This is a genomic window from Syntrophomonas sp. (assembly GCF_028707975.1).
In the GTDB taxonomy this organism is placed as follows: domain Bacteria; phylum Bacillota; class Syntrophomonadia; order Syntrophomonadales; family Syntrophomonadaceae; genus Syntrophomonas.
Map to the genome: position 1 here is coordinate 10,971 of NZ_JAQVZX010000027.1, position 12,369 is coordinate 23,339.

12 protein-coding genes are annotated in these 12,369 nt (G+C 47.6%); all 12 read left to right on the forward strand.

Annotated features, from left to right (window positions below):
• Positions 1-409: 409 nt before the first annotated feature.
• The 12 genes from PHP87_RS05580 (at position 410) to csrA (ending at position 12,218) form a co-directional block, all read left to right on the forward strand.
• Positions 410-1,618 (forward strand): sensor histidine kinase, encoded by a 1,209-nt coding sequence (locus PHP87_RS05580; protein ID WP_299919389.1) that lies wholly within the window; start codon positions 410-412, stop codon positions 1,616-1,618.
• Positions 1,611-2,252: a response regulator transcription factor gene (locus PHP87_RS05585; protein WP_299919391.1), complete on the forward strand. Its 642-nt coding sequence runs from the start codon at positions 1,611-1,613 to the stop codon at positions 2,250-2,252. Before PHP87_RS05580 ends, PHP87_RS05585 begins: the two co-directional genes overlap by 8 nt.
• Before the next feature lie 143 nt (positions 2,253-2,395).
• Positions 2,396-2,587, forward strand: coding sequence for a hypothetical protein (locus PHP87_RS05590; protein WP_299919393.1), 192 nt, complete (start codon positions 2,396-2,398; stop codon positions 2,585-2,587).
• Between the two features lie 427 nt (positions 2,588-3,014).
• The gene (locus tag PHP87_RS05595; protein WP_299919394.1) at positions 3,015-3,734 is read left to right on the forward strand and encodes a ComF family protein; all 720 of its coding nucleotides are present in this window, start codon (positions 3,015-3,017) and stop codon (positions 3,732-3,734) included.
• A 221-nt stretch (positions 3,735-3,955) separates the two neighbouring features.
• Complete coding sequence (locus PHP87_RS05600; protein ID WP_299919395.1) at positions 3,956-4,375, forward strand: TIGR03826 family flagellar region protein; 420 nt, start codon at positions 3,956-3,958, stop codon at positions 4,373-4,375.
• Between the two features lie 185 nt (positions 4,376-4,560).
• Positions 4,561-4,854, forward strand: coding sequence for a flagellar biosynthesis anti-sigma factor FlgM (flgM, locus tag PHP87_RS05605; RefSeq protein WP_299919397.1), 294 nt, complete (start codon positions 4,561-4,563; stop codon positions 4,852-4,854).
• Between the two features lie 245 nt (positions 4,855-5,099).
• A complete protein-coding gene (locus PHP87_RS05610) occupies positions 5,100-5,612 on the forward strand; it encodes a flagellar protein FlgN (protein ID WP_299919399.1) in 513 nt (170 codons plus the stop codon).
• A gap of 31 nt (positions 5,613-5,643) precedes the next feature.
• Positions 5,644-8,148 carry a flagellar hook-associated protein FlgK gene (gene flgK, locus PHP87_RS05615; protein ID WP_299919400.1) on the forward strand — a complete coding sequence of 835 codons (2,505 nt, stop codon included), beginning with the start codon at positions 5,644-5,646 and terminating at the stop codon, positions 8,146-8,148.
• Between the two features lie 31 nt (positions 8,149-8,179).
• Positions 8,180-10,798, forward strand: a complete 2,619-nt coding sequence (flgL, locus tag PHP87_RS05620) for a flagellar hook-associated protein FlgL (RefSeq protein WP_299919402.1) — start codon at positions 8,180-8,182, stop codon at positions 10,796-10,798.
• A gap of 97 nt (positions 10,799-10,895) precedes the next feature.
• Complete coding sequence (locus PHP87_RS05625) at positions 10,896-11,459, forward strand: DUF6470 family protein (protein WP_299919405.1); 564 nt, start codon at positions 10,896-10,898, stop codon at positions 11,457-11,459.
• A 54-nt stretch (positions 11,460-11,513) separates the two neighbouring features.
• Complete coding sequence (fliW, locus tag PHP87_RS05630; protein ID WP_299919408.1) at positions 11,514-11,984, forward strand: flagellar assembly protein FliW; 471 nt, start codon at positions 11,514-11,516, stop codon at positions 11,982-11,984.
• A 3-nt stretch (positions 11,985-11,987) separates the two neighbouring features.
• Entirely contained in the window at positions 11,988-12,218 is a 231-nt protein-coding gene (gene csrA, locus PHP87_RS05635; protein WP_299919413.1) for a carbon storage regulator CsrA, read from the forward strand.
• The last annotated feature ends 151 nt before the right edge of the window (positions 12,219-12,369 follow it).

Below are 12,369 nucleotides of genomic sequence, written 5' to 3' on the forward strand. Positions count from 1 at the left end.
TTACCAGTAGGGAAGAGTATGAGAAAATGGCCCGAGCCATCAACCCGTATGGGGATGGGCAGGCGGCCGTACGAATCGTAGATGTGATCAAGGATTTCCTCTATGTGCGTATAGGTGCCCAGGGTTAGTAAAAAAAGTGAGGAGTGAGGGGTAAGGTGTGAGGGGTTTAGTTTATTTCCTGCTACATCTTACCATTCAAGCCCCTACTAAATCACTTTTCATCGGTGGTTGTGGCCCCCGGCCATGGGGGGTTAGTAAGAAAATAGTTTTTTGACGTTGAAGATGAAGTTGTCAACAACCCCGTCCCCGTGTCCACGCTTAAGCGTCCAGGGTTAAAACGGAAAAATAGCGGAAAACCGTGTCAGGAGAACCACCTGCCAGAAGAACCGTCCCTTTGGCAGGTTCAGTGGTGAAGTTTGGGGGAGTGAAAATGGCCGGTAATGGGGAGAAGGCGAAGAGCGAGGAAAAACAGCTCTTTCAGATGGAACAACTGGAGGATATTCTGGGGCAATTGGTTGGAACCCTGGAGAAAGGCCGCAATGATATTTTTGATATCGCGGAAAAATGTTACCGAGAGTGTAACCGCTTGGAGATCGAAAGAGAGGAAGTAAATATCGAGACCTCCCGGACCATTGCCGAAGTGGAAAAGTATGAAAAATTGGAAAGGTATGCTCGCTTAAGGTTGGCTGAGGTCAGCCGTAATTTTTTGTCCTTTTCTGAGAGTGACATCAAAGATGCATATGATAAAGCCCGGGTATTGCAGCTTACCTTGCTGGATTTACGCCAGAAGGAGATGTACCTGCGGCGGCGCCGGGATCAGTTAGACCTCGATATAAAGCAGTTTAAAGCTATTGCGCTTAAGGCCGATGGCTTTCTTGGCAGTACCGGTGTAGCATTAAAGATTTTGCAGGGAAATGTCGAAAGAATAGGTGAGAGTATTGAGGAATTTCAGCGCCAGCAGCAGATAGGGATGTGGATTATCGAGTCCCAGGAAGCGGAAAGAAGAAAAATCGCCCGCGAACTACATGATGGCCCGGCGCAAAACCTGGTTAGCATATTGATTCGGCTGGATTTAATTGCGCGCCTGGGCTATGAGGAGAAGGAAAAAATTAGTGATGAGGTAAGCAGTATTAAGGATATGGCCCGGGAAAGTCTGGCTGATGTGAGGAGCATAATGTTTGACCTCAAACCGCTGCTGGTTCATGGAGATAGTTTCTGCCAGACCCTCAGAGAGTTTTTTAGCGAATATGAAGCGCGCTATAACTTTACCACTGATTTGGTAATTATGGGTGAAGACCGGAACTATGATTTTTCTATGGAAACCGCCTTGTTTCGTTTAATTCAAGAGGCTATCACTAATGTAAAGAAACATGCCGGGGTCAACCATGCTATGGTAAAAATAGAGAATATGGATAAATTCCTGAGGCTGGTCATAAAAGATGAAGGCCGGGGCTTCAGTGTTGAAGGGGTAAGGGCAAATAAGGAAAGTTACGGTATTATAGGTATGAAAGAGAGGGTGGAGATATTTGGGGGGGAAATAGATATTATTTCTTCACCAGGTTCGGGAACCCAGGTAATAGTTAAGATACCATGGGAAGAGGAGGAAAATAATGGATAAGGCGAGGGTAGTGATAGCGGATGACCATGTTTTGGTCCGGGAGGGCCTAAGAAAATTACTGGAACTGGACAGCAATATTAAAGTTATTGATGAGGTAGGGGATGGGCAAGGCGCTATCAACATAGCTCGTAAGGAAAAACCGGATATTATTATTATGGATGTAAATATGCCGGGAACTGACGGTATCATGGCCACCCGGGTAATAAAGAGGGAGTTGCCGTCAGTCCGGATTATTGCTCTTACCGTGTACGAGGGGGAGGAAGTCGTTGACATGGTGAAAGCCGGAGCTTCGGCATATATTCTTAAGGATGTGGCCGGTAGCGAGCTGGTGGATACCATTCACCGGGTGATGAACGGAGAGGTAGTAATCTATCCCCGGGTAGCCAACCGCCTGGTTCGGGAGTTGCGACAGAATGAGAACCGAAAAAGCGAAGTCCGTTTGACCAAGAGGGAAAAGGATGTTCTTTCTTTGCTGGTGAAAGGAAATACCAATAAAGAAATGGCGGATGTCATGTTCATTAGTGAAAAGACGGTAAAAAATCATCTGACCAGTATTTTTCGTAAACTAGGGGTAAAAGACCGAACCCATGCGGCTATCTTTGCCTTGAAGAATCGCATTGTAAGTGAGGAATAAGCTCTGACACGAAGTTAACGGTTTTTTCGCATCCGGAAACACTAAATTATCACGGGTTCATGGCAATGGCGAAATATATTTCAGTACTCAATAGCCCCTATTCTTGCATATTATGTACAAATATGTTGGAAGGGGGTTGTTTTGTGCTGGTTTTGTTAAAAGGCCTGAGCCTGGCCCTCTGGTTATTTATAATGTTGGCGGTTATTGCTGCTTATCGGGGAAATAATCCCAAGAAGGTAAAACGGGTCAAAGTGAAACTGGATGAGGATCACTATAGGATGAGAAGAGACCGTTACTTCTGCCTGGCCATAAAGGAAGGACAAGTTGCGCTTTAGATTTGGCAGGCTGGGGGTGATCTGTTGCTTCTATGGCGAAGGAGAATTTAAGGTCAGCCCTTTGCAGATATATGTCATATTTTATGTTATAATAACTAATTATGATTCCCCGGCAATAAACCTTTTTGTTGCATAAGGGTTGCATGAATATACAAAACGAGCGTTGGCGAAGGTGAAAGCGGGCGGTCGAAGACCGCCCTTACAATCCTTGCAGTCACTATTAAGGTTGTTGCGCCTGATTCGGAACGACACGGGGGTCGTTCCCTACATACCTTTCGGTCGCTGTTAAGGACGCTGGAGCGGTATATTTTAGGCAAACAAATGCATATTAATAACTTTTTGCAGTGACCTCAAGATTATAATAGATGTGATGGGTGTTTCGAATTTAATTTTCTAGGACGAGCAGATAAGTATCGAGGTGTAGGGCATGATTGATCTGATTATGGATATTATATTTCCTCAAACTGCGTGCCACATTTGTCGGGAACCAGGTAGATATAGTTGCAGGCATCCCTGGTGTGATAGCTGTGAGGATGAAATGGAGAGGATTAAGAATTGCCTGCCGCTGTGTGATCATTGTGGGAAATATTTGGGGGAGGGGGAAAAGCTTTGTCTGGAATGCCGCCAGAACCCTCCAAGCTTCAATATTGCCCGTGCCGTTGGACCCTATGAGGAACCTTTTCGTATCGCAGTTAAGGTTTTCAAATTCCTGGGCAGGAAGCAACTGGCCAAGAAAATGGGGGAGATGATGGCGGAAGTGGTGGAGGGAGAGTCGCGTTTCTGGCCACTGGATATTATTGTGCCGGTGCCGATTTCCCAGGGCAACTTGAGACAGAGGGGATTTAACCAGACGGAGCTTTTAGCCCGACAAATTGCTAAGAAGCTCAAAATAACTGTGGATTCGGATATTCTTATCCGAATAAAGGAGACTCCTTCGCAACGGGAGCTGACCCGGGAAGAGAGGGAGAAAAACCTGCTCTATGCTTTTAAAGTGAAGCAGCCACCAAAGGTGGTGGGCAAGAACATTCTGTTGGTTGACGATGTCTATACTACCGGCTCCACTATCCGGGAATGCACCCGGGTTTTGGTGGAAGCGGGGGCAGAGCGGGTATCGGTTATAACCTGGGCTATTGGGAAAGGGTTTTAGCGGGGACGGGCTAAAAGGAATTGTTCTATTCGAGTTTTGTGGCAGCTTACCAACGCTGTAGTTATATTAGTACAATCCTTATGTTACAAAGAGGGTTTTTCACAATAGTATCAATGTTATAATAAAAATATCGATAATACTAATATAGAACTATTTGCAGCTCTGTAGAAAAATAAATTGCTAAATTGTGCCATTAAAACCATACATAGGGAGGTATTTGGATGTCCAATCTGCGAAATTGCTCCAAGTGCGGGAGAGTTTTTCCCTATATGGGCCGGAACATATGTCCCAAGTGTTTGGAAAAAGAGGAAGATGAGTATCAGGTGGTGCGAAGATATGTTCGCGACCATCCCGGCGCTGGGGTAATTGAGGTAGTTGAAGAAACGGGAGTGGAAGAAGACAAGATTCTACAATTTTTAAGGGATGGAAGACTACAGGCCAAGGGACTTGCAGCCAGTCTACGTTGTGAAAGATGCGGGAATTTCATAAATACCGGCCGCTTTTGTGAAAGCTGTATTAGTGAAGTTAATGCGGAGATCCAAGGGCAGCTTCCCAGCAAGACCAAGAGTGAAGAGCCGAAAAGGCCACCCCGTGGCAGGGTTAAAGAGAAGATGCATATCAAGGATAAAGGATTTTTCTAGTAATAGGAGCTGCCTGGCACCCGGCAAAATCCGGGGTTAATTAAAAACGTAGCCTGATTAAGATAATTAATAAAAAATAAAGAAAATGCTTTAAAAACGCGTGTAGAGGATATTAAGCCTCTGCTTTCTTTTTGCGAAAATAGAAATAGGCCAATAGATTAAAAAAGAGCTCTGAGGTGACATTTATGATTATTTCCAAAGCCCAGTTGTTAAATGTTTTAAAGGTTTACAACAAAGGCGATAGCAAGGTGGAAAAGGCTCAGGCGGCGAAGGCGGCTGTGCGGGCGGATGAGCTGGCTATTTCCCGGGAGAGCAAGGTTAAGCAGAAGGCCATGCAGGCTGCGCGGCAGGCGGAGGATATTCGTCTGGACAAAGTGACTGAATTGCAGGAACAGATATCTGCAGGATCCTATACTCTATCTGATGATGAGGTAGCGGAGAAGATGATAGAAAGGGTTTTGGTGGACAGGTTAATATAGAGAAGTAGAAAAGTGAGGCTTGAAGGGTAAGGTGTGAGGGGTTAATATCCCAGGTGCATCTCACCTTCAGGCACAATTGGATTCACTTTTTACCGTTGCTTGTGTCCTTCACCCTGCGGGTACGCCTAGTGTTCCCGGTACTTAGCATTATTTATGTTTGCATAAACCAGGATTTATTTAGTCTGATTGCCGGGTCACCACTAAGGTTGGTAGATGGGGATTAATATAGAAAGCGGTGAATACAGGTGGAGAAGCTGCTGCAAGATTTTATCGAGACCATCGCTAATCAAAATAAGGTTCTCGAGCACATGGCTGAGCTGGGACAGCAGAAGCAAGAGCTGATTATAGCAGGGAAGGTCAGAGAACTGGATAGTTTGATTCAAAAAGAGGGCATCACGGTATCCAATTTGGATAAAATGGAAGGTGCCCGTTTTAAGTTACAGGAAGAATTGACCCGGCAATTGGGTATTAAGCTGGAGGAATTCAGTGCCAGGAAGCTTTTGACCTGGGTGCGGGAAGCACGCCCGGAGATTTATCCTGCTCTGGAAGAAGTAGTTAATCAACTGGATTACGGCTTGATACGCCTTAAAGCCATAAATTCCCATAACAATGAGTTAATAGACCAGTCCCTGGTATTTATAGGAGAGATACGGTCCTTGTTCAATGGGGATGTAGCCGGAATATATTCCGATAAAGGTTTGCAGTCCGATGAATCGGATTTCCGTCCCCGGCTAAACCTGCTGGACAAGAAAATTTAGGAAGGTGCCTGGCACCAGTTGGAGGTTGTAAATGAGTCATTTTTTTGGTTTGGAAATTGGTAAGCGTTCGGTTCTTATGCATCAGACAGCGCTTAATATTACCGGGCACAATATTGCCAATGCCAATACGCCCGGGTTTTCTCGGCAGGCACCCAGCATAGTGACGACCAGTCCTTTCCATGCTCCCATGTTGAGCAATTCCTACCGCCTGGGGCAACTGGGTACAGGGGTGGATATAGCCCAGGTAAAAAGAATCCGGGATGAATTCCTGGATACGCAGATTAGAAATGAGACCCAGGTGTCGGGTTACTGGCAATCAATGCAGCAGAGCCTGGACCGGGTAGAAGCCATATTGAACGAGCCCTCGAAGGATGGTCTGAGGGGGGTAATGGATATGTTCTGGGAGTCCTGGCAGGACCTCTCCCTCAACCCGGAAAGCGAGTCAGTACGTTCGGTGGTTGTTCAGCGGGGAATGGCCCTGGCTGAGGTCTTTAACCATACCTACAGTCAACTGCAGTATCTGCGAGTGGATATAAATGACCAGATTAAAATCAAGGCCCGAGAGGTAAACTCGCTGGGGAAACAGGTCGCGGATTTAAACCAGCAGATTGCGGCGGTTACCAATGCCGGCAAGCAGCCCAACGATTTAAAAGACAAGCGCGACCTGCTTGTGGAGCAGTTGAGCGAGATTACAGAGGTCAGGGTTTACAATGATAAGAGTGATATGATTGCGGTGCAACTGGCCGACAGGATGTTGGTGCAGGGTGTGGATCATATAGAATTGGCGGAAGAGAAGGACAATCAGGGCATGTATTTGCTGGTTTGGGCCGACAGCCGAACCAAGGCCAGGATAAGCGGAGGCCAGCTGGGGGCTCTGCTCGATGCCCGGGGGCAGACCAATCTGCCTGCCGAAAACCAGCCTTCTGAATATAAGGAAATCATCCCCAATATGATTGAAGAGCTCAACATGCTGGCCAAAACCATAATGGTGAAAACCAATGAACTGCACCGGGGAGGCTACAGCCTGGCCAATAAAAGCCAGGTACCGGATGGAAGCAATTTCTTCAAGCTGCCAGATGATGCGGATACTTATGAGAATTGGGCCAAGTTTATGGCAGTGACCCGGAAGATACAGGATGACGTGAAAAACATCGCCGCTGCCAACCGCCGTACCTGGGATACAGAGGGCAATAAGGAGAATTTTGGCGATGGCAGCAATGCCCTGAAGATTGCCCAGTTGAAGCACAACCTGAATAGTCCCCAGTTCAAAGTCAAGACGGAAGGTTTAAATGTTGACTTTTCTTCACATGACCCCTTGAGCTTTTTAGTAGACGGGGGAGCGGGGATAAAAAAGATTGAGATATCACCGCCCTACAGCTTTCCTGATATGCAGAGGCTGGCAGAAGCTCTGCAGAAGGAACTGGATGAAAATGACATCTCCGCCAGTGTGAGGTGTGAGGGCGGGGAGATAGTATTCTATTCTACCAGCAGCAAAACCCTGGAAATAATCTATCCGGGTTCGGTAATCAGCGACCTGGGAGCTGCTGAGCTGCAAAACGGTGAGTACCAGATACAAACCCGAGTCGATACCAGCGAAGCGGACGCAGAACTAAGGCTGCTGCAGAGTTACAACCAAAAGAGTGCCAGCAGCATTTTCGGCGATGGTCAGCTACAGAAGCTCAGTAATTCAAACCTGGCCATTAACGCTTCCATTGAAATAACGGTAAGTGATGTTGACAGCTATAGCGGGCAGGTCAGTTATTCTTATATTTCTCACGAATATGACCGCGATGGAAACCACTACAAAAAAACCGGAGGATTTACCCTCAACTATGGAGGAGCCGCCGAACAGAAGATAACTATCGGCTCTCTGACAACGACCATAACGGGCCTGGAAGCTCTAAGCAGCAAAGAAGCAGCCAAATTAAAGGTGGGGGATAAGGGAATTTTGGGTTTGACGGCGGCCAGGGAAATAAAAACCCCGGCTAGCACCTACCAGCAGGTAGATATTAATTTCAATTTTAATTCCCCTCGCGAAGTGCGGCAGAGCTTTGTTTTTAACGATGGAGTTCTGGATCCGCCTGCTCCGGATACATTAAAAACCAATGAGTTGCATTTTTTTACTTTGAATGATAATAGGAAGAGCAATCTTTTCGGCCGATCCTATGATGGATATATTGAAATAACGAACGGGATTCTGGCTACGGCGGAACCGGCGGCCTATTTATCTTACTACGAGGGTGATTTGGGCAACAGCGGCATGGTGGAAGATGCCACTACCGATGATTTCTGGCGCTCGATAACCGCCAATACCGGTGTAGTAAGCCAGGAAGCCCAGCGCATGGTGAAAAATCAAGAGATACTCCTGGGTGAATTGCAAAACAAGTGGGAGTCCATATCCGGGGTTTCCCTGGATGAGGAATTGACCAATATGATTAAGTTCCAGCACGCTTTCAATGCAGTTTCCCGTTTTATTACCGGCATTGACGAAGGTTTGGATGTGATTATCAACCGCATGGGCCTGGTGGGACGCTAGGCGCAGTTGCTGGATGGAGGAGTGATAAGCTATGATGCGAGTTACCAATAAGATGCTGGTTAATGAGCTTAACCGCAGCCTGGCCAATAATCTGTTGCGCATGGATAAATACCAGCGCCAGCTTTCCACTACCAGGAGGATCAACACCCCCTCTGACGACCCGGCCGGGCTGGTCAAATCCCTGCGCTTGCGCACCAACCTTACTGAAGGGGAGCAATATTTGGCCAATATAAATGAGTCCTTGGGTTTTCTCGATACCACTGATGCTGCTTTTGGCAATATAAACGAAATCCTGCATGATGCCCGGGAGATGGCAGTAAAGGCCTCCACCGACAGCAATGTTAAGCCCGACTTTGCGGCTATTGCCAAGAAGATCCGGGAGATGAACGAGCAGTTGAAAATGATTGCCAATTCCACCTATGGCAGTAAATACATTTTTGCCGGCAGCAATGTTACGGAAACTCCCTATGAAAACGCAAAGTGGCGCGGCAACAGCGAAGCCCTGGAAACAGAGATCGGCGTAGGAGTGAAAATTCCTTATAATATCGATGCCCGCGAATTCTTTACCGGCCGCTTAGATGAGCTTCAGGTCGATCCGGCCTCGGGAATAAATGCGGAGAAGGTAGTGGGGAAAAACCTGCAGGAAGGTGATTATGAGGTGGATTACAGCCTGGTTAGCACTACCAAGGGAACCGCCAGAGAAAGCGGCAATATGCTGACTGCAGATAACAATACCGGAATGTTTTTCTTTTACGATAATGCCGGTACTCCGGCAAATGCCAGTATAGCGATAGGAACCTCTGCCGGTTCAGCGGATTCGGTCTATAGTGGCTTCCTTAATATTGAAGTAACAGCGGTTGATGAAGCGGCGGATACCCTAACCGTTAACATCAGCGGCCGGATAGCAATAGAAGGGAAAACGGGATACCAGGATATCAACATTGCAGGCGTAGACCTGAAGATGGCAGCGGCGGCCAACGATGGGGAAATCCTAAAAATCAGCAAGGATGACCTGGAAACCATCGGTGGTTTAAGCGGAGCGACTCAGGATCTGGTTCTATGGAACAACAGCGGCTCGGCTCTGGCTGGTATAACCGCTCCCCCGAACTCGGAGTTTGCAGTGGGAGATAAGGCGCAAATTTCCCTGTCTTTGGAATCGTCTAGTATACAAGAAAGTCAGAGCTATCTTTCTGCGGTACCCAATGCCGGATCCTTTTTCTACGAAGATATGGGAACTGCGGCAACACTGGGGGTAGGTGTGGACAACGGCCTGACTATGGCTAACAACAGCCCCTACAGCGGTTCCATACTGGTTGAAGCTGCTAAAATCGCCCCGGATAGCGAACAGGTAGCGGTAACATTAAAAGGAGGCAGTGTCAAGGGAGGCGCTACTTTAGTCCTCGATAAGCCCTTGTATCTGCAATCAGGAGGAACTTATACTGCCATTGCCGATGGTACTGAACTCAGGGATTATTTTACTTATCAGCCGGAAGTTGGCGCGGCTATTCCCGGGGCAATCAGCAGTGCTATTTATAATGCAAGTACGGGGGAAATTGATTTTAAGTTTAATATAGAAGATGTTAAGGGCGGAGATATCATAAAATGGAACAACGATTGGGATCCGGTAGCCGGGACTACCGTGTCTGGTTCCGGACGGAGCAAAATGTACTACCAGCAGGTCAACGGGGGCAATATAGAATATAAAGAATTTAAACGGATGGATGAAAGCGGTCATGCCACGGCGCCTCTGGAAATGAAATTTGACAATAGTTTTGGTTCCTGGAAGTACAATGATAATTATTTACCGCAGGAATTAAGCGTAAACATAAAAGCCCATCTTTATACCAATGGAAGTGACGGCAAGCTTCATTATAAATATGTGGAATTGAATAATGTAGTTATTGATCCTGAAATTGCTCGCGGCCAGGAGATATTTAAAATTCCCGCCTCAGAAATAAATGATCTTAGTTTCACTGAGGATTTGGTGATTTGGAATAACGGCAACAATTCACTGGGGGGAATTGACCCGGATACCCCTCAGCTTAAAGCTGGGGATAAAACCGTCATCTCTTTCTCTGCTCAAGGAAGGGCTGATGCGCAGAATGCCGATATAGATTTCTCTTATACCTCAGCCAAGGGCGAAAAGGTTAATGGCAGCAGTAGTTTTAGATTTGATATTGAAACCTTTGATTATGAAACTACGGAATTGCAGTTTTTTACCCTTAATGAAGAAACCGGTCTGGCTTACAGTGGAGAAATAGCCCTGGAAACCGGGGTTTTTGGTGCTAGTGATCCGGCCGTTTCCTTTTCCTGGCGCGATGGGCTTTTTGGCTATATGGAGGACCTGGCTCGGAAGATTGAGGCGGGCAAGGTTAGTGAAACCAGTTTGCAGATCGGCGGCGATGACAGCCGGATGGAGGAATTGCTCCTCTACCGCTCCACGGTCGGAGCCAGAGTCAACCGCCTGGAACTGCAGCAGAGCCGCCTGGAGTCCATACAGGAGACCTTTACCAGCCTCTTGTCCAAGACCGAGGATGCCAACATGGCTGAAGTGATAATGCAACTGCAGCTGCAGGAGAATGTTTACCGGGCTTCCCTGGCGGCGGGAGCCAGGATTATTCAGCCCAGCCTCCTAGATTTCTTGCGCTAGGACACAAGGGGACAGTCCCCTTGTGTCCTCAAAGATCCTCCCCGCGATATGCACAAGTTTACCGGCTATGGAAGGGGAAACTCAGGAAGGGTAAGCTATGGATCTCAGGATAAGCCAGCAAGCAGGTCTCATTGGCCTGAATATAGATAAACCAGGGGTGCGCTTGAGCATCAGTCCCCCCCGGCTTAGTGTAAATGCCCAGGCGAGCGAGATGAATATCCACTCCCCCCGGGCGGAACTGGAAATTGACCAGAGCCAGTCTTGGGCCGACCTGGGGGCGCGCAAACCGGCTGATTACGGGAAGGAATGCGCTTCCCAGGCCCACCAGCAAGGACTGGAAGGCATAGCCCGGAGGGTGGCGGAGGGAGACAGCCAGGCCGCTATCGAAAAAGGCGGCAGCGTAATAAATGTAATTGCATCAAGGTTTAAGGCTGAAGCCGAGTGCCCGTATACCATTGCCTTTATACCCGAGCATCCCCCGCAGGTTACGGTCAAAGCAGGCGAAATGGAAGCGGAGGCTAGTGAAGGTGGAGTAAGTACCAGCCTGCAGCCGGGCCGGGTGGAAAACCACACCCCCTGGGCCAAAGTGGGCGTCTACCTGCAGCAAAAGCCCGCTATTGAGGTTAAATGGGTAGGCAGCTATTTTGATGGGGTAATATAGAGGACACAAGGGGACTGTCCCCTTGTGTCATGCCTGGGAGAAAGGAAGAGGTTCATGAAGATAGTCAGCACCTTGCTGGGTGAGCTGGAATTTGAGGAAGAAGATATAATTATGTTTCCGGCTGGTATTCCGGCTTTTGAGCAGGAAAAAAGCTTCCTGCTGATAGCCATGGGTGAAGGAGTTCCTTTTTATTATTTGCAGTCGGCCCTTAACCCCGAGCTCTGCCTGGTAGTAGCCAATCCTTTTGCCTTTTTCCCCCGTTACAGTGTTGAAATAGGCCAGGAGGAATTGCAGCGCTTGGACTGCAGCCAGCGGGAAGAACTGCTGCTTTATGTAATATTGACTGTTCCGCAGGACTTCCGGGAGAGTACCGCCAACCTGGTGGCTCCGTTGATTATCAACCAGAAAAGCAAAAAAGGGCTTCAGTTTATTGCCACAAATAGCGATTATACTACCAGACACCCTATTTTCCAGCCGACCCAGGCTGAGGAACGAATCGGCATAGCTGCCGCCGAGGAGGGCTAGACTATGCTGATACTGGGACGGAGGAAGGGTGAAAGCATATTAATCGGTGATGATATAGAGATAATTATTGTGGATATCCAGGGCGATTACATTCGTATGGGGATTCAAGCCCCCCGCGAGGTAAGCATAGTCCGCAAGGAAATTAAGGAGCAAATCCGGGAGGAGAATATAAAAGCGGCGGAAAAACCGGAAGGCTTACCCGCACTACTGGAAGAAATGAAAAAATTCTTATAATTCCGCCGAAGGGAGGCAAAAAGTATGTCATCTTTACGCATTGGCGGCATAGCCAGCGGACTGGATACGGAAAACATAATAAAAGAATTGCTAAAAGCCCAGCGCAGCAAGATTGAGCGCAAAGTGCAGGAAAAAACCATCCTGGAATGGA

Excerpts from the sequence above, each read along its gene's own strand:
- flgK (WP_299919400.1), top strand. The coding sequence starts at position 5,644 with ATGAGTCATTTTTTTGGTTTGGAAATTGGTAAGCGTTCGGTTCTTATG.
- csrA (WP_299919413.1), top strand. The coding sequence starts at position 11,988 with ATGCTGATACTGGGACGGAGGAAGGGTGAAAGCATATTAATCGGTGAT.
- PHP87_RS05625 (WP_299919405.1), top strand. The coding sequence starts at position 10,896 with ATGGATCTCAGGATAAGCCAGCAAGCAGGTCTCATTGGCCTGAATATA.
- PHP87_RS05600 (WP_299919395.1), top strand. The coding sequence starts at position 3,956 with ATGTCCAATCTGCGAAATTGCTCCAAGTGCGGGAGAGTTTTTCCCTAT.
- flgL (WP_299919402.1), top strand. The coding sequence starts at position 8,180 with ATGATGCGAGTTACCAATAAGATGCTGGTTAATGAGCTTAACCGCAGC.
- fliW (WP_299919408.1), top strand. The coding sequence starts at position 11,514 with ATGAAGATAGTCAGCACCTTGCTGGGTGAGCTGGAATTTGAGGAAGAA.
- flgM (WP_299919397.1), top strand. The coding sequence starts at position 4,561 with ATGATTATTTCCAAAGCCCAGTTGTTAAATGTTTTAAAGGTTTACAAC.
- PHP87_RS05585 (WP_299919391.1), top strand. The coding sequence starts at position 1,611 with ATGGATAAGGCGAGGGTAGTGATAGCGGATGACCATGTTTTGGTCCGG.
- PHP87_RS05595 (WP_299919394.1), top strand. The coding sequence starts at position 3,015 with ATGATTGATCTGATTATGGATATTATATTTCCTCAAACTGCGTGCCAC.